13 protein-coding genes and 1 tRNA gene are annotated in these 19,758 nt (G+C 63.4%); 7 read left to right on the top strand and 7 right to left on the bottom strand.

Features of this window, described 5'->3' with window-relative positions; genetic code table 11:
* The first annotated feature begins 168 nt into the window (after window positions 1–168).
* Window positions 169–244: transfer RNA gene (locus ACQQ92_RS07820), tRNA-Arg, on the top strand.
* A 298-nt stretch (window positions 245–542) separates the two neighbouring features.
* On the opposite strand, the gene pknB is transcribed toward ACQQ92_RS07820, so the two are convergent.
* From pknB to ACQQ92_RS07785, 7 genes are all read right to left on the bottom strand, one after another.
* A complete protein-coding gene (gene pknB, locus ACQQ92_RS07815) occupies window positions 543–2,492 on the bottom strand; it encodes a Stk1 family PASTA domain-containing Ser/Thr kinase (RefSeq protein ID WP_427795137.1) in 1,950 nt (649 codons plus the stop codon).
* Window positions 2,493–2,625: 133 nt separating this feature from the next.
* On the bottom strand, window positions 2,626–5,496 hold the full coding sequence (locus tag ACQQ92_RS07810) for an FtsW/RodA/SpoVE family cell cycle protein (protein WP_427796191.1): 2,871 nt from the start codon (window positions 5,494–5,496) through the stop codon (window positions 2,626–2,628).
* A 16-nt stretch (window positions 5,497–5,512) separates the two neighbouring features.
* Window positions 5,513–7,450 (bottom strand): Stp1/IreP family PP2C-type Ser/Thr phosphatase, encoded by a 1,938-nt coding sequence (locus ACQQ92_RS07805; RefSeq protein WP_427796190.1) that lies wholly within the window; start codon window positions 7,448–7,450, stop codon window positions 5,513–5,515.
* Window positions 7,447–7,863, bottom strand: a complete 417-nt coding sequence (locus ACQQ92_RS07800) for an FHA domain-containing protein (protein ID WP_055250779.1) — start codon at window positions 7,861–7,863, stop codon at window positions 7,447–7,449. Before ACQQ92_RS07800 ends, ACQQ92_RS07805 begins: the two co-directional genes overlap by 4 nt.
* Before the next feature lie 6 nt (window positions 7,864–7,869).
* Window positions 7,870–8,877: an FhaA domain-containing protein gene (locus tag ACQQ92_RS07795; RefSeq protein ID WP_427719325.1), complete on the bottom strand. Its 1,008-nt coding sequence runs from the start codon at window positions 8,875–8,877 to the stop codon at window positions 7,870–7,872.
* Entirely contained in the window at window positions 8,874–10,727 is a 1,854-nt protein-coding gene (locus tag ACQQ92_RS07790) for a serine/threonine-protein kinase (RefSeq protein WP_427796189.1), read from the bottom strand. The genes ACQQ92_RS07795 and ACQQ92_RS07790 overlap by 4 nt, the downstream gene beginning before the upstream one ends.
* A 144-nt stretch (window positions 10,728–10,871) precedes the next feature.
* On the bottom strand, window positions 10,872–11,588 hold the full coding sequence (locus ACQQ92_RS07785; RefSeq protein ID WP_427796188.1) for a hypothetical protein: 717 nt from the start codon (window positions 11,586–11,588) through the stop codon (window positions 10,872–10,874).
* A 115-nt stretch (window positions 11,589–11,703) separates the two neighbouring features.
* Between ACQQ92_RS07785 and dnaX the strand changes: the two genes are divergently transcribed.
* From dnaX to ACQQ92_RS07755, 6 genes are all read left to right on the top strand, one after another.
* Window positions 11,704–14,211, top strand: coding sequence for a DNA polymerase III subunit gamma/tau (dnaX, locus tag ACQQ92_RS07780; protein ID WP_427796187.1), 2,508 nt, complete (start codon window positions 11,704–11,706; stop codon window positions 14,209–14,211).
* Between the two features lie 221 nt (window positions 14,212–14,432).
* Window positions 14,433–14,753, top strand: a complete 321-nt coding sequence (locus ACQQ92_RS07775; RefSeq protein WP_427719331.1) for a YbaB/EbfC family nucleoid-associated protein — start codon at window positions 14,433–14,435, stop codon at window positions 14,751–14,753.
* A 13-nt stretch (window positions 14,754–14,766) separates the two neighbouring features.
* Entirely contained in the window at window positions 14,767–15,363 is a 597-nt protein-coding gene (recR, locus tag ACQQ92_RS07770) for a recombination mediator RecR (protein WP_427796186.1), read from the top strand.
* A gap of 243 nt (window positions 15,364–15,606) precedes the next feature.
* The gene (locus tag ACQQ92_RS07765; protein ID WP_427719333.1) at window positions 15,607–16,509 is read left to right on the top strand and encodes a hypothetical protein; all 903 of its coding nucleotides are present in this window, start codon (window positions 15,607–15,609) and stop codon (window positions 16,507–16,509) included.
* Window positions 16,506–18,347: a serine/threonine protein kinase gene (locus ACQQ92_RS07760; RefSeq protein ID WP_427796185.1), complete on the top strand. Its 1,842-nt coding sequence runs from the start codon at window positions 16,506–16,508 to the stop codon at window positions 18,345–18,347. The genes ACQQ92_RS07765 and ACQQ92_RS07760 overlap by 4 nt, the downstream gene beginning before the upstream one ends.
* Before the next feature lie 3 nt (window positions 18,348–18,350).
* Window positions 18,351–19,289, top strand: a complete 939-nt coding sequence (locus tag ACQQ92_RS07755; protein WP_427719336.1) for an FHA domain-containing protein — start codon at window positions 18,351–18,353, stop codon at window positions 19,287–19,289.
* Window positions 19,290–19,758: the final 469 nt, after the last annotated feature.

Raw genomic sequence — 19,758 nt, 5'->3', positions numbered from 1 at the left:
GCTCAGATTTCGGGTCGTAGTTTCCTAGAGAGGCCCCATCCGGAAAGCCCGTCCCAGAATTCGTCTGGATAGTGGGACACGCTTTCCGGAAGGCTGTTCCACCGTAACTTCGAAGAGTGGCTATGCGCTGCATGGCAGTGGCGCAAATCTGCTACACTAGTACAACATGCCTCCGTAGCTCAGGGGATAGAGCACCGCTCTCCTAAAGCGGGTGTCGACGGTTCGAATCCGCCCGGGGGCACCAGAGCAATATCGAGCCCGGTACCGCTGCGGTACCGGGCTCTTCTGGTCTAAGGGCCGGATTCGGGCCGTCGACACCCGCGTCACCGATTTCCCCGCGGGGGGAGTTTTCGAATCCGCCCGGGGGCACCAGAGCAATATCGAGCCCGGTACCGCTGCGGTACCGGGCTCTTCTGGTTTAAAGGCATGCCGTAGTTTTCGCTGCTTCGGATAAAGAAAGCGCCCGCTTGCTGGGGGAGCAAGCGGGCGCCTGTGAGCGAATATGTTTGCGGCATCAGCCGCTGTGGGCAATGTCTCGATGACTAGTTGGTCGTGCCGGAATCGTCGCCTGAATCGGTGCCAGAGCCAGAAATCGAAACCGTCAGCGTGATCGTGCTGTCGGTGGACTGCTTGCCAGTGGGGGAGACGCCCGTCACGGTGGCGTTTTCGTTACCACTCACGGGGTTGCCGTTCTGATCGCAGAATGCGATGTTGTAGAATCCGGCGTTGTTGAGCGCGGTGACGGCGGAGGAGATGCTCTTGCCGTACAGGTTGCCCGGAACGTTTGCCTTGCCGGACTTCTTGGCGATGACGACGGTAATCGTGGCGCCGGGCTTTTGCTTACCGCTGGGGTTCCAGCTAATGACGGTGCCCTCGGTGACGGAATCGTTCTCCTGGTAGGTTACATCGACGCCAAAGCCGGCCATATCGAGGGCGTTGCGTGCCTGAGCCTCGGTCATGTCGGTCAGATCAGGGACAGAGGTGGTGTCGGGTCCACTCGAGACTTTGTACGAGATGGTCGTGCCCTTCTCGACTTCCTTGCCCGCATCGGTGCCCTGTTCAAAGACTTCGCCCTTTTCGGCCTCGTTGGCTTCCTCGGTGGCATTGCCCTTAAGGCCGACGCTTGCCAGCGCCGCCTCTGCCTGGTCCTTGGTCAGACCAACGAGCTGCGGGACATCAACCTTCTCGGAGGGCTTGGGACCCTTGGAGATTACCAGATTCACCTTGGTGCCCTTGGGCTTCTTGGTGTGACCGTTAGGAGTCTGCTCGACAACCTTTCCCTCGTCGACGTCGTCGTTGTAGCTCTGGTCAATGGTTCCGACGTCAAGGCCGGCATCCTTAATCAGTTCGACGGCGGTCTCCTGGTCCTTACCCAACACATCGGGAACCGGGACCTGCTCGCCGCCAAAGAGTCCGGTGGCAAAGGCCACGATGACGCCGATTACGGCTACCGCAGCAACTACGGCGGCGATGATCTTGTTCTTGTTGGATTTGGGCTGCTCGGTGGCGTAAGAGCCGGTTGAACCCGAGACGGAGCTGCGAGCGTTATTTTGTCCGCTCACGCCCGAGACGGGGCGTACCATGGCGCGCGTCTGGTCGGATAGCTCTCGGGTCTTGGTGGCACCCAGGTCGCCAACGGCGCCGATAACGCGCGTAGGCTCCGGCACGTTGACGGCGCGACCAGACAGGTAGCTGTTGAGCACCTGACGCAGCTCGTCGGCCGTCTGGAAACGGTTAGCCGGATCTTTTTCCATGCACTTGAGGATAATGCGCTCAAGATCGGCATCGACACCGGAGTTGATCTGGCTCGGCGGCACGGGCAGCTCGTTGACCTGCTTGAGTGCGACCGAGATGGCATCGTCGCCGTCGAAAGGCACGCGGCCGGTGGCGCACTCGTACATCACGACGCCCAGCGAGTAAATGTCCGAGGTGGGGCCTAGATCCTGCCCGCGGGTCTGCTCGGGACTTACGTAGTGGGCGGTGCCCAAAACGTTGTTGTCCTGCGTAAGGTGGCTGTTCTTGGCGCGCGCGATGCCAAAGTCCATGACCTTGATGTTGCCGTCGGGCAGCACCATGATGTTCTGCGGCTTAATATCGCGGTGGATGATCTCGTGCTTGTGGGCGACCGAAAGTGCGGAGCTGATCTGCGAGCCGATCTGAGCGACCTTTTTGGGATCAAGGGCGCCGTGGCTCTTGATGCCGCTCTTAAGGTCGGTGCCGCGCAGGTATTCCATGACGATGTAATAGGTGTCGCCGTCCTTGCCCCAATCGTAGACGCCGACGATATAGGGGGAGGAGAGGCCGGCGGCTGCTTGGGCCTCCTGCTTAAAGCGTGCGGCAAAGGTGGCGTCGCCGGCATATTGCGGCAGCATGATTTTGATAGCTACCGTGCGGTCGAGGACCTGGTCCTGTGCACGGTAGACGGTCGCCATGCCGCCCGTTCCTACCTTATCCTTGAGGAGGTATCTTCCCCCGAGGACCCTCTGTTCCATTCCTGCTCCTAACATGACTATTCGCTCAACGATGTGTGTAGTACCAAATTTGAGGCCGCTGGGGCCGTGTGGCGCATTGCCGCTAGCGTTATCGGCCGCGGCACGCCCCATGCTTGCGCATCAATCACGGGCATCACGCTCCCTGGGCGGCAAGCGCCGCGGTCAGGACGATGCCGGCGATCTTTGCCGCCTCGACATCGTGCTTGTCGTAATCCTCCAAGGCTACCGAGATGGCGACCGTGGGTGAATCGTAAGGCGCAAAACCGACGAACATTGAGTTGACTTTGGTACCGACGGTCTCGGCAGAGCCGGTCTTGCCGGCAACCTTGACGCCCGGAATCTGGGCATCGGTGCCGGTGCCGGATTGAACGACGTCGAGCATGGCCTGTTTGACCTGTTCGGCCGTGGTGGCGCTGACGGCCTGGCCCAGTGAGCGGGACTGCGTGGTTTTGACCACGGTTCCGTCTGGGGCGAGCACCTGGGCAACGAAGAACGGGTCCATGACGACGCCGCTGTTGGCGATGGCCGCCGCGATAACGGCGTTCTGCATGACGGTGGTCTGCGGACCCGGCGTGTGGTCCATGCCGACGGGCTGGCCGGCGCCGGCCCAGGCGGTTTCCCATTCGGTCATGAGCGAGGGGTCGGCCATGATGGACGCCGTGGCGGTTAGGTCCTGACCGAGCTTTTGGCCATAGCCAAAGGCGTTGGCGAACTGTACGAGCGAGCTGGCGCCGACCTCGTTTGCCACCTGACCAAAGACGACGTTGGACGACACGGCAAAGGCCTGCTGCAGGCTAATCGTGCCGTAGCTCTCATTGGCGGAGTTGGTGACCGGTGCATTGCCGATATCCATGGAACCGGGCGCCTGGTAAGTGCTCGAAAGGCTTGCGGTACCGGTCTCGAGTGCCGCCGAAAGCGTGACGACCTTAAACGTGGAGCCCGGAGTATAGAGGGCGTCCATGGCGCGGTCGTACATAGAAGCGTCCTCACCGCCGCCCGATTGCAGCAGGGCGTCGATGTTGGTGTTGTCGTAGGTGGGCGAGCTGGCGCATGCGAGCACCGCGCCAGTGCGCGGGTCCATGACCACAACGGCGCCCTTAAAGCCCTTGAGAGCCTGTTCGGCGGCCGTCTGGATGCGGGAGTCGATGGTGAGTTTGGCGGTGTTGCCCGGCTGGTTTTGGCCCGCGAGCGACGCGATGGCATTGTTCCAGCTGGAGTAATCCTTGGAACCGGTGAGCGTGTCGTTCATCACGCTCTCGATGCCGGCGGTACCGTACTGCTGGCTCACATAGCCAACCACATGGGCGGCCAGGTTGCCGTTAGGGTAGGAGCGTACGTAGGTGCCGTCCTCCTGTTGCAGCGATTCGGCCAGCGTCACGCCGTCGGACGTGATGATGGAGCCGCGCTGGATGTACTTGGAACGGGCGATGGTGTGATTGTTGGTCGGCATATCCTGGTAATCCTTGGCCTTGATGACCTGGACATAGGTGAGGTTGCCGATGAGGATGGCGAACAGGGCCGTAAAGGCAAACACCGCGCGGGTTAGGCGGTTAGCGAGCGCCACGCGACCGAGCACGCCAGATTCGGGCGTATCGAGCAGGCGACGACGCATGCGCGAGCCGGTGGAGTGGCTGCCACGGCCGTAGGAAGACGAAGAAGCGAAGCGCGTGCCGGCATGCGCCGCGGCAGAAGCGACCTGGTCGTCAGAGATAGCGGCCATGGTGCCTGTACCGGTGAGCTCGGCTTCGCGACCGGTGGCCTCATCGCCGGCGCGCAGCAAAAGCGCGACAATGATAAAGCTCGCCAGCAGCGAGGAGCCGCCCTGGCTCATAAAGGGCAGGGTGACGCCGGTCAGCGGAATCAGGCGGGTAACGCCGCCAACGATCAAGAAGGCCTGGAAGCTAATGGCGGCCGTGAGGCCCGTGGCGCTAAATGCGGCAAGGTCGGACTTAGCGCGGGCGGCCGTGGTCAGGCCTCGCACGGCAAAGAGCATAAACAGGACGAGTACGGCGCCGCCGCCCAAAAGGCCCATTTCCTCGCCGATGGCCGAGAAAATGAAGTCGGACTCGACGACGGGGATGTTATTGGCCATGCCATTACCGATGCCAACGCCGATAAGACCGCCGTCAGCCAACGAGAAAAGGGATTGCACAATCTGGTAGCCCTGGCCCTGGGCATCCTTAAAGGGGTCGGCCCAGATCTGGAAACGTACCTGGACATGCGGCAGGAACTTGTAGGCGCCCACGGCACCCACTGCCAAAAGCGCAAGGCCGATGACGACATACGAGAAACGTCCCGTGGCGACGTAGAGCATCAGCAAGAAGATGGTGTAGAACAGCACGGCGGAGCCCAAGTCGCGCTCGAAGACAACGACCAGAAGGCATACACCCCACACAGCGAACAGCGGTAGCAGCAGGCGCAGGCGCGGGACCTTGAGGCCCAAGATCTTGCGATTGGAGATGGAGAGTAGCTCGCGGTTCTCGGCTAGGTATCCGGCCAAGAACAATACGATAAAGATCTTGGCGAACTCGCCGGGCTGGATGGTGAAGCCGGCGATGCGAATCCACAGCTTGGAGCCCGAGATGGTGGTGCCGATAAAGATGGGCAGCATCAGCAAGATGATGCCGATGATGCCAAAGGTGTACTTGTAGCGCATGACCACATCGAGATTCTTGATCATCGCGAGCGTGCCCACCATCAGTGCCACCGAGACAAACAGAATGACGAGCTGCGAGATGGCGAGGGCGGGTGCCAGACGCGTTACGAACGTGATGCCGATGCCCGAAAGCACAAAGACGATGGGCAGGATGGCCGGATCGGCACCGGGCGCCAGGATGCGCACGGCGATATGCGCCGCGGCGAAGGCGGCAAAGAGACCGATCGGCACGGCGAGCGTTTCAAACGAGATGGAAGCGCCTGCGGTGAGCACGTACATCGCATACAGCAGGATGACGGGGAACGCCGAGGCGATGAGCAAGAGCATTTCGGTGTTGCGGCGACTCATAAGCGGCACTCCCTTTCTAATTCTTATCGGAGGCTTCGGCCTCGGCGGACTGTTCGGCGGTTTTTTCGGAATTCGATTTGGAAGTCGATTCCTGGTCGGTGTTGTCGCGAATCGTTTGCGCGTCGATCACCTGGCGGGTCTGTTCCTCATCGATTTGATGACGGTACTTGGAGATAGTGTCCTGCGCGTCGTCGACACTCGTTTGCGGAATGCCTGCTTTCAGGCGATTCTGCGTGTCTTCGGGTAGGTCGGATAGCTTGATGGCGGTCGTGCTCTCGAGCCAGTGCAGCTTAAGGCCGAGCGGCTTGCCGGGAATGCCCCGGTAGACCGCGACGGTGTCCTTGTAGGTGCCCAGGTAATACGAGCCGGTGACGCCCGCGTAGGCCCAGATGGCTGCCGCCAGCACAAAAGCGATGCCCAGGATGGCGGCAATGGTGACGTTGCGGCGGCGAACGCGCTTCGCCTCGCGCATGACGCCGTCGTCGACCAGGTCCACAACGACTACCGTCACGTTGTCGTGGCCGCCGGCAGCGAGCGCGGCGTCCACCAGGTTGTCGACGCAAATCTGCGCCGTAGACGATTGCGTGGCGATGTTTTCGATTTCGCTATCGGGAATCATGCTCGAAAGGCCGTCCGAGCACAGGATCAGGCGGTCGCCCTCTTCGATGTGCAGGGTAAAGTGGTCGGCATACATGGCGGGGTCCGAACCCAGCGCACGCGTGATAACCGAGCGGTTGGGATGGACGCGCGCCTCATCGGCCGTAATTTCGCCAGCGTCCACGAGCTCCTCCACATAGGAGTGGTCGCGGGTCACGCGGATGAGCGTGCCCTCGTGGAGCAGGTAGGCGCGCGAGTCGCCCACGTGGGCGATGGCGAGCATGTCGTTTTCGATATAGGCGCAGGTCGCCGTGCAGCCCATACCGGGCTTGCCCAGGCCGTTGAGTGCGGCCTCGATGACGGCGGCGTTGGCAGCTTCGACGGCTGCGGCTAGGCGCGCGGCGTCGGCAGCCTGTGGCGCCGTCTTGGCGATGGTCTCGACCGCGATGGAGGAGGCTACCTCGCCGGCGGCGTGACCACCCATGCCGTCGCACACGCAAAAGAGCGGCGACTGTACCAGGTAGGAGTCCTCGTTGTGCGGACGCACGCAGCCAACATCGGAGCGGGCGCCCCACATGAGTTGCGTGGTGGTGCCGGCATCGTAGGTCGAATCGGTCTCGATGCGCTCGTCGGTCAGCGGCTCAAAACTCATGGTCGAACCAGGGTCCTTGAGCTTGGCCTCCACGGCGGCGACATCAATCTCGGCCGTGTCGCCGGGCGAGACGGCGTTGGCCTCGTTGCTCGGGTCGTCGACTTTAGACGTGGCGGGCACTTCGGTTGTGTTGTCGGCAGGCTCTTCGTCTTGCGGGGCGATGGCTGCGGGCTCGGGTGCCGCGAAGTGCGCGGGCGCGGGCGTGCTGTGGGGCTGAGAGGCGTCCTCCGTCGCTGTGACGGGCATCTCTTCGGCCGTAGGCTGCACGGCCTCGGGCGCCGATGCGGCCGCGGGGGAGGATGCCGCCGCGGGTGCCGGTGTAGATGCGGGCTCGGGCGCTGCGGTGGGTGCTGGAACTACGGGAAACACCGGTGCCGTGGGCTCGGGGGCCAAAAACACCGCGGCGCTCTCATCGATTGCCGCGGCGACAGACTCGGCAAAGTGGGCCGGCGCAGGTGTAGTTTCCGGTGCCGAAGGTTGATCGGCAACGGCGTGCGCGCCGATGGGGGCATCGGTGGAATTATCTTCATCCTGGCCATCGGTGGGCATCGGATGGTCTTGCGTTACATGCGAAAGAGGCAGGGAGAACACGGTGTCCTCGGGCTCCACGGGCGCAGGGCCCGCCGGGGCGGCATGAGCCGGCACGGCCGCGGGGGCAGCCAGCGCCTCGGACATGGTTGCGGACTTGTTCTCCTCGTCGATCATCGACGGTTCACCTTCATGACCACGTCGCCAATCTGGACTTCGTCGCCCTCGCGCAGCGTTGCGGGCTCCACCAGCTGGCGGCCGTTAACAAGGGTGCCGTTGAGCGAGTTGAGGTCCTCGATAATAAGTGCCGGGCCCTGCAGCGAAAAACGCGCATGCGAGGCAGAGACAAACGGCTCGTTGATGCAGATGTCAGATGACGGCGAACGACCGACGATGACGGGGCCAAGCATATCCACGTGAATACCGCGGATGCCGCGCGGGCCCTTGTCCACATCGATCGTCCAGATGGCAGAGTCGCGGCGCTGGCCGCGCACGAGCCCCACGCCGGTCTTCATGACGGCGAACAAGAAGATATAAAGCAGGACGACCAGTACGATGCGGCCTGCAAAAAGGACGATATCGATGTTCATAAGCGATTAACCCCTAAATTCAAAGGTGCTCAGGCCAAACGTTAGCAGATCGCCGTTGCGCAGCGGGCAGCGCGTGATGCGGCGGTTGTTGACGAGCGTGCCGTTGGTGGAGTTGAGGTCCTCGATCGACCAGTCAGAGCCGGTAAAGGTGAGCTGGGCATGACGGCGCGACACGTTGGGGTCGCGCAGGGCGATGTCGGATACCGAGCGCTCACGACCGATGGTCACCTGCGCGGAGGTGATGTTGTGGCTCTCGCCGCTCACGACGTCGACGAGTTGGGCGAGCGGACGCTGCGGGGCGCGGGGGCTTGCCATGTTGGAGGCGATGCTGGTCGCAGCGCCAAGGCCCACGGCGGCGCCAGTGGCAGCCGCTCCGCCCATACCGGCAAGTGCGTCGCGCGAGACGGTTTGCGGCACAGGGATGGGGGCTGCGGGATCGGGGACATTGGGTGCAAAGGGGTCGGCCACAGCGAGCGGGTCGGGAGTGGCAGCGCGGGGTGTCGGCTGCTGCTGGGGCATGGCGGCCGGGTGTTGCTGCGGCGATGCAAACTGCTGCTGACCGGCGCGGGGGGCGCTTGCGGCACGGCTTGTGGCCGAGCTGTTCTGTCCCAGGCCATTTTGATAGGCGCGCTCTTCCTCGTACAGACGGCCGAGCGTGGGAGCGTCGACGTTCTCGGCAAAGACCGAGAACTTGCCGGCGCGCAGCTGAGGGTCGATCATAAAGCGAACAAGGGGCTCGCCGACAAAGACGTAGCGGCGTTTTTCGGCCTGCGCCTTCACAAACTCGCGCACCTCGCGCGAAAGCTCGGGATAGAACGGGGCAAGCATGGGATCGTCATCGGTGGCGATCAGGATGGTATAGAGCGCCGGCGCGGTGTTGACGCCGTTGATCACCAGAGTTTGATCCTCCATGTCGCGAGCAGCCTGCTTGGCAAGCTTCTTAAAGGAGAACGGGGCACGGGTGGCACCGAAGATGCCGGCCACGTGGTCCTCGAAGATGTTCAGGAAGTTCACGAAAGATCACTCTCCGTATAGGTTCTTTGGTATCCGAGCAAATACAGGCATATCCCAACGATTATAGAGGATAGGATTCCCGCAACCGCCGCCTTGGCGACGACCGTGCCCGCAAGGCTGGCAATTTCCATATGGTGTGCAAGACAAAACGATACGGCCGAGCCGATACCGGCGACGGCAATTGCGACGATGGCGGCGAGGTTTGACCCCTGCTCGGCGCGCTTGGCATGGGCATTGAGCAGCAGCGACGTTGCCGCGGCTGCTGCTGCGATCAGTGCGAAGGCGGCCCAGAGGAACGCGTCGCCCAGCGCTGCGGCGACATTGCCAAGCCCCAGCACGCCTCCCGTAGGGAGGGCAGCTGCGGCCAGGTGGGCAAAAAGCGCGCCTATACCCGTGGCGGCAGCGGCGCTTGCCGGGCCGAGCCAAAACGCCGCGAAGCCCGCGGCGGCCCCGGCGGCAAGGATGGCGTCGCCGGTTAGACAACCTAGCGCAAGCGCGCAGGTGAGTGCCGCGCTCGCGGCCGCTTCGGTGCGTCCCCAGGCAATCCACCATCCGGACATGGCGGCGGCAAAAATGACCGCGACCGGCAGCATCGACAGGATGCCCTGCGCCTGCATGGTGGCGTTGGCCATGAGCACCAAAAAGCCCACGGCCGAGATAGCCGAGCCGATCTGCGGTGCCAAGCCTGCCGCCGCGCCAATAGCGATGGCCGCGGCGACTAGCCCGGGAAGCGCCGCGACGCCCGCTGTCTGCATAAGCAAAAAGCTGAAGGTTGCACACGTTAGTGCCGAGATACCGCGCATGGTGTAATCGCGCGCGCAGCTCCAGCGCGTGCCCGCCCAACCAAGCGCGGGGTCGACTTCGATGGCGTTATCCTCGTAAGGCAGCGACTCCATATCGTCTGCTGCGTGCTCGTCGTCCGAAAGCTCGCTTACCATCTGCTCCAAGCTGCGACGGCCTTCGCGCACGCTCCCCAAGCCGGCAAGGAGTTGGTCGCAGAATGCCTCGATGCTATCGGGGCGGTCTTGCGGCATAGGGGAGAGGGCGCTCATGAGCGCTGCCTCGGCCCCCGGGGGAAAGTGCGGGATCAGCTCGCTGGGGTAGGTGGCGCCGCCGATGATGCGGTCGAGCGAGTCGGCAGGCGTTGCCGCCATAAAGGGGGCGCTGCCGCACAGGCCCTCGTAGATCACGCAGGCAAGGGCAAAGACATCGGCGCGCTCGTCGACCGTGCCGGTCTCGATATCGAGTTGTTCGGGCGGCATGTAGCCGATGGTGCCGCCGCGCGATCCGCCAAAGCCGCCGGCAGATGACAGCCGCGCCATGCCAAAGTCGGTGAGCTTTACATTGCCCGAGTGGTCAATGAGCACATTGGCGGGCTTTATGTCCAGATGAAGCACGCCGTTTGCATGGGCAAAGGTGAGCGCCTGACCCAACGCGTCGGCAATGGTCGCTGCCTCGTCAAAGGTGAGCGAGTGGCCGTCCACGCGATGCAAAAACTCGGCCAGCGACATGCCGTCGACATACTCCATGACCAGGTAGGCATAGGCGGTGTCATGCGTAAAGTCGATAACCTGCACGATATTGGGATGTTGAAGCATGGCGGCGGTATGTGCCTCGCGCAGTACATCCATGATGTCGCTGGCGGGTATGCCGGAGCCGTTGATAAGAGGGATGCGCTTAATGGCCACGCGACGACGCAGGTGCGTGTCGCGGCAAATCTCGATGGAGCCAAAACCGCCGGTCGCAAGCGTCTCGAGCGGCTGGTACCGCTTGAGCAGCTCGCGAGAGCTGGTGCCCTCCAAAGGGACGTCCGGCGAGAACCGGGCGGTATGTTGCGAGAAAAGCGGCATGGCCAACCCTCGTGCGTTTAAAGTTCGTTTGCGAGCGGCGGGCGCGGGGCCGAGCCATTCGCGGTGGCATAGATGCTGCTAGTGTAGCACGCTCTGGTGCATGGGGAGGATAGCGGGATGCGAGGCTGCCTGTCTGACTTGGCCTTAGCGCTTCTTCTTGTTCTTCTTCTGCTTACGCTGTTTGGCCTTTGCGTTCTTGGGCTCGCTTTCCTGCTTGGCCTTGGCAGCGGCCTTTTCGGCCTTCATCTTCTTGCGTTTGGTCTCGATGCGGAGCTTTTTGTTGATGCGCGCCTTAAGGAAGGAGCCAAACTGCTCGGCGTCGCCGCGAACAAAGGTGTCCTTGGGGATCGTCACGCCCTGGTCTGCGAACATGGCAACAAAGATGCGCTCGCCGTCGAGTACGTGGTCGAGCTTCTCAAACGGGAAGAACTGCGACTTGCCGCTCTTGCCCCAAACCATCAAGCCGTCCTCGTTGGCGGCGACGCGGCGATAGCGGCCACCCATGGACTTGTCGGCCTCGACAGCGTCGATAAAGTCGCGGGCGAGCGTGTGGTGCAGGTTTTTGCTCCACCAGGCCAAAAAGGCGCCGAACACGATCAGGACGACGCCAAACTTGATCCAGTTGCCGCCGGCCACCAACATGCCGATGCCGAGCAGCGCGGCAATTGCCGCGGCGACATACAGCGAGCCGCGACGCCTGGGCGAGGCGACCAAGCGGGCGAAGTCGGTGACGAGGTCGTTTTCGTACTGATACTCGTTGAGGTACAGGATGCCGTCGTCGGCTGCTGCCTGTTTCTCGAGCGCGACCTCGACCTGGTCGGCTGCTTCGGAGGGAACGAGGTTGCTCTCTGCGTCTGCCATGCTCTTTGGACTCCTATCGCGGCGGGCTCGCCGTACGGGTTATTATGAGTGCAGTATGCCGTGCGACCGCATGGCCGTCGCGGCAACAAAACTCAGTATACCCGGGGGAGCACCCATGGAATCGTTGTACCGAAAGTATCGCCCGCTCACCTTCGACTCCGTGGTGGGCCAGCAGCATATCGTCTCGACGCTCGAGCACGCCATCACCGAGGGACGCCTGTCCCACGCGTACCTGTTCTGCGGACCGCGCGGCACGGGCAAGACCACCATGGCGCGCATTCTGGCCAAGGCGCTGCTATGCCGCAATGCCGAGGCGGCGCGCGCCGAGGGCGCAAGCGGCTGCATGCCCGACGGCACTTGCGAAGAGTGCGAGCTCATCGCCGAGGGCAACCACCCCGATGTCTACGAGCTCGATGCCGCAAGCCGTACGGGCGTGGACAATGTGCGCGAGGAGATCATCAACTCCGTTAACTTTGCCCCGGTGCGTGGCAAGTACAAGATCTATATCATCGACGAGGTCCATATGCTCACGACGGCGGCGTTTAACGCGCTGCTCAAGACGCTCGAGGAGCCGCCGGCGCACGTGATCTTTGTGTTGTGTACCACCGATCCGCAAAAGATTCTGGAGACCATCCTCTCGCGCTGCCAGCGCTTCGATTTCCACCGCATCGGCAACGAGGATATCGAGCATCGCCTGTCCTACGTGTGCGAGCAGGAGGGCTTCGATTACGACGACGAGGCGCTGGCCATCGTGGCGCGCCATGCCAAGGGCGGCATGCGCGACGCGCTTTCCACGCTGGAGCAGCTGAGCGTTTTTGGCAACGGCGCCGTGCATGCGGACGATGCCCGCTCGCTTTTGGGCGAGGTTTCGGACCAGATCCTGGGCGAGTTTGCCCGCGCCATCGCCGAGCGTGATATTGCTGAACTCTATGGGCTCATTCGCGCACAGGTCGAGGAGGGCAATGACTTGCTTGAGCTGACGCGCGACCTGGTGGCGCACGTGCGCGACGTGTATGTGGCCTGCGTTGCCGGTACCCGTGGCGAGCTGTTTGAGGGCGGGGCCGAGCAGGCTGAGGCGCTTGCTGCCGAGGCCGCTGCCTTTGGCGGGCATCCGGCCGACCGTCTGGCCCGCGTGCTGACAGTGCTCGACGATGCCGCGTTGGAGATGAGGGGTGCGAGCGACGTGCGCCTGGTGCTCGAGATCGCCTGCACGCGCCTGGCACGTCCCGAGGCCGATCTGACCATTGAGGCCCTGGCCGAGCGCGTGGCACGCTTGGAGGCCATGGTCGCCAACGCCGCGGTGCCGGCGAGCGTGGCTGCTGCTGGTGCTGCGCCTGCGGCTGTCGCGGCTGCACCTGTGGCGACACAACAACCGACGCTGATTTCGGGTGCCCGAGCTGCTGCCCCTGTGGCATCCACCGCTCCCACTGCTACGCCCGCGCGCCAGGGCGGCATGCCTTGGGATCGCGGCGCCGCCGCTCCGGCGACGCAGCCTGCGTCCGTGTCAGCTTCCAAGCCTGCGGCGCCTGCGCCTCGGCCTGCGCCAGCTCCGACGCCTCAGCCCACCGCCGCTTCGGCTCCTGCACCTGCCGCTGCGCCGGCGCCTAAGCCCCAGCCCAACACTGCCGCTCAGGTTGCTGCCGCCGGCGCCGCCGAGACCCCTGCGGTCGAGGATGCCGGCGAGCTCCAGCGCAAATGGGTCGAGGTCGTCGAGCGCGTCAAGGCCCAACAACCTTCTTATGCGGCACTCCTGTTGAACGCTCGCGCTACGGCCGACGACGGCTCCAAGCTCACCGTCTCGTTCCCTGCAGGCTCGACCTTTGCCATCAAGATGCTCGGCCGTGCTGACACGCAATCGGTGGTCCTGCCGACAGTCAGTGCGGTCTTCGGTCGTCGCACCGTCGACTATGTCCTGGATGGGGGTGTCAGGCCGGCTCCTCAACATGAGGAGCTTTCTCCATCTGCACGGGCTGCGGCATCTGCGGACCCGCAACCCGTGTCCTCGGCGGCCCCTGCATCCTCGAGCGCCAGCGCGACGCAGCCAAAAGCGGCACCGGTAGCGGCACCGATCCCGTCGGTGACTGAACCCGCCGTGTCCAAACCGGCTGCTCCGATCCCCGCGTCCAAGCCCGCTGCCGCGCCTGCACCCAAGTCATCCGACCTGGCCAAGGCCCCCTGGCTGCGCTCCGACAACCCTGCCGGTGCTCCTGCCACGGGCAAGCTCCCGACCGAGCCCGCGCCCCGAGCGCCCGAGTGCGCGTCTGCTCCCAAGATTCAGCCGTCTGCGCAGGCTGCGCCATGGGAATCCGAGCAGGTACCCTACGACGACGCCATGGTCGGCGGCTTCGCCGGCGATGCGAGCGGGGAAGATCTTCCTCCGTTCGACGTGCCTGCCGCGGCGCCTGCGCCCAGCCCTGCCGCTTCGGCCGCAGCTCCCGCGGCTGCGACGTCCGCTCCTGCAAGTGACGACGCCCTCGCTGCCCCTTGGGAGTCCAACCCCGGTGCTGGTAGTCCTTTCGGTCACCAGGGCGCAGCCCCGGGCATCCCGCAGACCGAGGACGAGGCCAAAGCCCTCATACGTAGTGTCTTTGGCCAGTCCACCATCTTCAAGCCGGTGGAGTAACTATGCGGGCGGGTATATACGCCGAGTTGTGAGACCTTGCATAATTCGACCTTGCATAGTCTTGGGCGGCGCGTCACGCTAGAGGACATGTACATCGACTGAGTTAGCGCGACCGCCCCGCTCGTTTGCCCCGCGCCGTGGTACGATTTTTGAGTTTGAAAGTCCCGCCGTGCCCGGCTGCCCTTGCAGCTTGTCGCGCGACCACACGTAAAGGAGCCATCATGGCCGGTATGAACATGCAGCAGATGATGAAGCAGGCCCGCAAGATGCAGGAGCAGCTTGCCGCCGCGCAGGAGAATCTCAAGTCCCAGACCGTCGACGCTTCTGCCGGCGGCGGCATGGTCAAGGTGACCGTTAACGGCGAGATGGAGCTCGTCAACCTCACCATCGACCCCGATGCGCTCGATCCCGAGGACGTCGATATGCTGCAGGACATGATTATGGCTGCCGTCAACGAGGCCGTCCGCGGCGTCAACGAGCTCGCCAACAAGCAGATGGGCGCCATCGCCGGCGGCCTCAACATCCCGGGCATGCCGTTCTAAGACGCGCACATATATGAGTGCCAACCATAGTCTGCAAAAACTGCTCGATGAGCTGGGCCGTCTGCCGGGCATTGGCCCCAAATCGGCCCAGCGCATCGCCTACTACCTGCTCGAGGCCGACGCCGAGGAGGCGCGCCGCCTGGCCGAGGCCATCCTGGAGGTCAAGCAGGAGGTCCACTTTTGCAGCCGTTGCTTTAACTACGCCACGGCCGACGAGTGCTCCATCTGCCAAGACTCGATGCGCGACACCACCCGCATCTGCGTGGTGGGTGAGCCGCGCGATGTCCAGGCGATTGAGCGCACGGGCAGCTACCACGGCCTCTACCACGTGCTGGGCGGCGTGATCAGCCCCATGGACAAGATCGGCCCCGAGCAGCTGCACATCCGCGAGTTGCTGGCGCGCTTGGGCCACGAGGACATCCACGAGGTCATTATCGCCACCAACCCCAACATTGAGGGCGAGACCACGGCGAGCTACCTTGCCCGCACCATCAAGCCTCTGGGCTTCGAGGTGTCGCGTCTGGCGAGCGGCCTGCCCGTGGGCGGCGACCTGGAGTATGCTGACGAGCTTACGCTCGGCCGTGCTATTGAGGCCCGTCGTGCGATCTAGGCGGCGTCAGCTCCGCGGCATGTCCCGTCGGCCTGCCGCACGGGGCGCTCATAATTGGGCGCGAGTTCATGCATTTGTTGTGCAACAAACCTGCTTTTCATCCGCTTATCGCGTGGATGGGTCCACTCTCACCTCGTATTTGCCCATTCGTTGCACAACCTTTTGGGTTCACTGATACACTCAAATGTGGATATGAAAGAATGCGCCGCTTTTAAGCGGCGTGTTTTTGTTGGAGGAGAACGCATGCGGCCCGCTAGCACTCAGACAAAGCATGGCGCCGCGGTGCGCATTCGACGCCGGCTGGGCCTGGCGCCTCGGGCGTACGTGCTGCTGTCTTGCTCGCTCGTGCTGGTCATAGCCGGTGTTTCGGCTTATGGCATGACGGTGCCGTCCATGGTACAGGCGCATGCTGAGCGCGAGCTGCATATTGGGCGCAAGGCCAAAAGCGACTTGGGAACGACAACCGGATATGCGTGGGCGAGCGTGGTCTCGCATGTTGTGTTCGGTGGCGACGATGCGGACAGTCCAGAAACATCGGACAACGAGGTTACGCTGGCAAACGGCAAGACCATCGTGCTCACCAACACCAAGGTCATTACGAAGCTTTCCAACAACAGTGTGGCTTCTGTCGTCAATAAGGCCGAGCAGCAGAAGGGGCAGGACGCCCAACAGACAGGCCAGCCCGGCGGTTCGGGTTCGTCTGGCTCCAGCTCCGATTCGTCGGGCGGCGGTTCCGGTTCGGGCTCCGCCTCTGGCGGTGGATCTTCGAGTGATGGCTCGACGGACGGCGGTGCCGGCGGCGACACGGGCTCGGGTGGTCTCTCGGCTGCCGAGGAGGAGAGTATTCACAGCTGGCTCGTGACCAAATACAACATGCTCGATGGCTATGTCGCCCGCGCCAACAGCGTGGTTTCGACCTATAACGCTACGGGCGATACCGGACCGTGCGATAGCCTGACCAACGATATGTTTGTCATCCGTGCCGAGTTTGGCCGGCAAACGTTTTCTCCCAAGTCAAAGTGGTATCAGCAATACGCCAACCTATGGGGTTGCTACACCAATCTGTGCCAATGGGTGGGGCATTATGGCGATGACGACGTCGCGCTCAACAACTTCAATACCAAAGTGGCGGCGATCGCCCTATGACGAATAGCCTTGCTTCTGTGGCAACCCAGTCGCTCAGCCGTGACCCTATGGTGGGCCTGCGCCTGGCGCGCGTTGGAGGGTTTGAGCCCGCCATTGCGCTGGGCCCGGACGAGCTTCCCGCCTACCTGCGCCGTTTTACGATGCTGTTTGCCGATGACGCCACCATGCGCCGCGGCGGTATCGGCCGTGTGACGCGTGCCGTCAACGCGCAGGGCGAGGCCGTGGCACTCAAGCAGCTCATCTTGCCAACGCGCGACGAATTTGATGACGATGTCGCCCACGAGGCGCTGGTCACCAAGTTCAAGGCGGCGTTTCGCGAGGAATATGAATGCCATCGCGCCCTTTCGGGCCTTAGAGGCTTTCCCCGCCTGTATGGATGGGGCGAGGTCGACGGCGTGCCCGCGATTGTCATGGAGTGGGTCGAGGGCGAGACGCTCGCTCGCCTGCGCTCGCGCCTTGCCGTGGACGATGCCGGGCGTCTGTCGCCGCTCCTGGCGGCGCGCCTGGGTCGCGACCTGTTCGATCTGCTCTGCCGCATGAGCTTGGTAGGCGAGGGGTTCGTCCATCGCGATATCTCGCCCGCTAATATTATGGTGCGCACGGCGCGCCTGCCGCTCGACCGACAGCTTGCCGAAGGCACCTTCGACCTGTGCTTGATCGACTTTGGCTCTTCGCTGGCGCTCGAGCCCGCCTCTGCGGTGGCCGGCACCGGCGGCAAGGCGTCGTTTACCGAGCGCTATGCCACGCTGCGCCGCGCGACGGTGGCCTACGCCCCGCCCGAGATGCTCACCGACGATATCCCCGACCTGCGCATGCTTCGCATGTCGCCGGCAATCGATGTGTATGCAGCGGCGAGTACGGTCTACGAACTCATCGCCGGTGTCGCGCCGTACGAAGTAGCGCCGGGTGCGTCGGGTACTTCGGGCTCGCGCAAAAAGACGTGCGATATCGCCAGCCCTTATCGCCTCAAGATGGATACGCTGCCCGATTATCCCGTTGGCGCCCACGCGCCCGGCTGCGACTTGACGCAACTGCTGCGACGCGAGCCCGATGTGGCACTTGCCGCGGCCGAACAGGCTCAGCAGCTGGGACTCGATCCAAATTCCGAGGATCTGCGCGATGCGCTGGCGTTTGTCGATGCCCAGTTGTTCGACGTGGTCATGGCCTGCCTGTCCTGCCATCAGGAAGATCGTCCCGAGCCGGCTGCGGTGGAGGCGGCGCTCTCGGCATTTTGCGACCACTATGCGCGAAATGTCGCCCGCTCGCTTCGCGCCGAGCCGCTCATGCCGTGCCCGATGGAGGTATCGGGGCACACGGCCCGGCGTGCGGCGATGGTTGGTGCGACGGCGGTATGCGGCGTGCTTTGGGCTGTGGTCGTGGTATCAGCTGCGCTGTTGGCGTCGGGCGCCCATGTGACGCTCGTCGTAGGACCGCTTATGTGGTCCGGGAAGCTGCCGGCCATTATCGCCGCACTGGCGTTGGCACCGCCGGGCATGGTGGGCATCGCTGCCGGCGCCATGGCACACGATCGTCGCACGGGGTTCCTGCAAGGCGTACTGGCGCTTTCTGCCTGCGAGGTTCCGGTGCTGATCGCGGTTGCATGCACCGTGTTTTCCCAACGCGCCGTAGCGAGCGGCTTCGTTGCCGCCTTAATTGCAACCTATGCGCTCACGTGGTTTTTGCTGGCGATGGGGTTTGCCTTTGAGCTTCCCATCGTGTCAGCGCGACGTGCGAAAATTTCCATGGCGACGCCGCTTGCCGGCGGAGCCGCGGCTGCTCGCGCCTTTGGCGGGCCGGCCGAAGTATCCGACACTATCTCTGCGACCAAGGAGGGCTAAGCCATGGCTTCTCAAGCTGAGCTCACCCCGTGCGGGGCAATGTTTGACATCTTTAAGCGCGCAGCGCACCTGAGCCATATCGAACTGTGCGGCCTGGTGCTCTCGAGCCGCCCGCTCGTCGACGGCCGTAGTCCGCAGAGCCGTGCTGCCGATCGCTCTTGGGTTTCGCGCTTTATCGTGCGCGCGCCGGTCGGCACGCTGCAGGAACGTTATTTTGCCGATTACGGCACCTCGGCCGCGCGCATTCTGTCGCAGCTGGCCCTGCGCCGCCGCAATCCCATGGACGCCACGGCCGTGACCAACATGGTGTGCGGCCCCGCTGGCGAGCCCATGGTGCGGGCACTCGAGGAATGCCATCAGGACACGAATCTCTATCGCAATGCGCTCGAGCGCCTGTCGCAGGCGGCTGAGCTCATGCCCGCCGAGCGCGCCGAGGCCATCCTGGTGCTGTTTGTCGCCGTGGGCTGCTCGGCAGATGTCCGCTCGTCGGTGACCTATGCCCTCGACTACGCTCATGCGACCTGTGGCGGCGCCACGTCGACGCCGCGCTCGCTGAGCACCTCGACGGTCACGGGCGAGCACGAGGCGGCGCCTGCGCACCCGTTGGGACTGCTGCGCGTGCAAAACGGCTACGTGGTGAGCGCCCCGCGCTGGATTCAGCCGAGTGAGGAGGGCGTCGAGATCGGCGCGCTGGCGACGGGGGAGGGTGATATCACCGATGTGGGCGATGACGTTTCGGCTCGCCATGCCCACGTGTGGTGCGATGACCAAAATGTCTGGTACGTCGAGGACCTGTCGTCCACCAACGGAACCGTGGTGGTAAACGGCGCGACGAACGTCTGCACCCAGGTCGAGCCCGGCCGCTCCGCTCAGCTCAACCCCGGTGACGAGCTCAGGCTCGGAGAATCCACAACCTACGCCATCCTCCTCGGCGCCCTCTGACTCATCTCCTAAATAAGTTGCGGTGAAATAGGGACTGTTTAAGGCTACGGCCGGCAAAAACAGTCCCTATTTCACCGCAACTGCCATTTGGTCCCTCGGTGACGGAAGGATTATTTTTGCCCTTGATGGTCGCTCGGGGTAAACCTTTACCGCCCGCCTATATTTGTCGAAATTACACTTGACGGCGGGGTACAATAAACCCGCATGCGGATTTCCGTTGCGGGCGCTTCCCATCATCGGGGCGTGCCCGGGAGCATCCGGCATGCGGCCTTTGCGGCGCTCGATCATGTGCAAGACGGGTAGCTGGGCCTGTGGAGCGCGTGCAGCCTCCTCGCCTCGGCATGCCTTCTCTCCACGCCATTTACCTGCTGCTGAGTCCGCCTGTCAGATGACTGGAAGCAACAGCGAAAATCCCATCACGCCAACATCCCGGTAATCGCCGGGGCCTGTATACCTATATGAGAGGAGA

It is taken from the genome of Collinsella sp. SGI.241, assembly GCF_050312955.1.
Lineage (GTDB): Bacteria > Actinomycetota > Coriobacteriia > Coriobacteriales > Coriobacteriaceae > Collinsella.
This window is presented reverse-complemented; position numbering and strand designations above follow the sequence as displayed.

Coding starts and splice junctions, on each gene's coding strand:
- pknB (WP_427795137.1), bottom strand. CDS start 2,492: ATGGAACAGAGGGTCCTCGGGGGAAGATACCTCCTCAAGGATAAGGTA.
- ACQQ92_RS07810 (WP_427796191.1), bottom strand. CDS start 5,496: ATGAGTCGCCGCAACACCGAAATGCTCTTGCTCATCGCCTCGGCGTTC.
- ACQQ92_RS07805 (WP_427796190.1), bottom strand. CDS start 7,450: ATGATCGACGAGGAGAACAAGTCCGCAACCATGTCCGAGGCGCTGGCT.
- ACQQ92_RS07800 (WP_055250779.1), bottom strand. CDS start 7,863: ATGAACATCGATATCGTCCTTTTTGCAGGCCGCATCGTACTGGTCGTC.
- ACQQ92_RS07790 (WP_427796189.1), bottom strand. CDS start 10,727: ATGCCGCTTTTCTCGCAACATACCGCCCGGTTCTCGCCGGACGTCCCT.
- ACQQ92_RS07785 (WP_427796188.1), bottom strand. CDS start 11,588: ATGGCAGACGCAGAGAGCAACCTCGTTCCCTCCGAAGCAGCCGACCAG.
- dnaX (WP_427796187.1), top strand. CDS start 11,704: ATGGAATCGTTGTACCGAAAGTATCGCCCGCTCACCTTCGACTCCGTG.
- ACQQ92_RS07775 (WP_427719331.1), top strand. CDS start 14,433: ATGGCCGGTATGAACATGCAGCAGATGATGAAGCAGGCCCGCAAGATG.
- recR (WP_427796186.1), top strand. CDS start 14,767: ATGAGTGCCAACCATAGTCTGCAAAAACTGCTCGATGAGCTGGGCCGT.
- ACQQ92_RS07765 (WP_427719333.1), top strand. CDS start 15,607: ATGCGGCCCGCTAGCACTCAGACAAAGCATGGCGCCGCGGTGCGCATT.
- ACQQ92_RS07760 (WP_427796185.1), top strand. CDS start 16,506: ATGACGAATAGCCTTGCTTCTGTGGCAACCCAGTCGCTCAGCCGTGAC.
- ACQQ92_RS07755 (WP_427719336.1), top strand. CDS start 18,351: ATGGCTTCTCAAGCTGAGCTCACCCCGTGCGGGGCAATGTTTGACATC.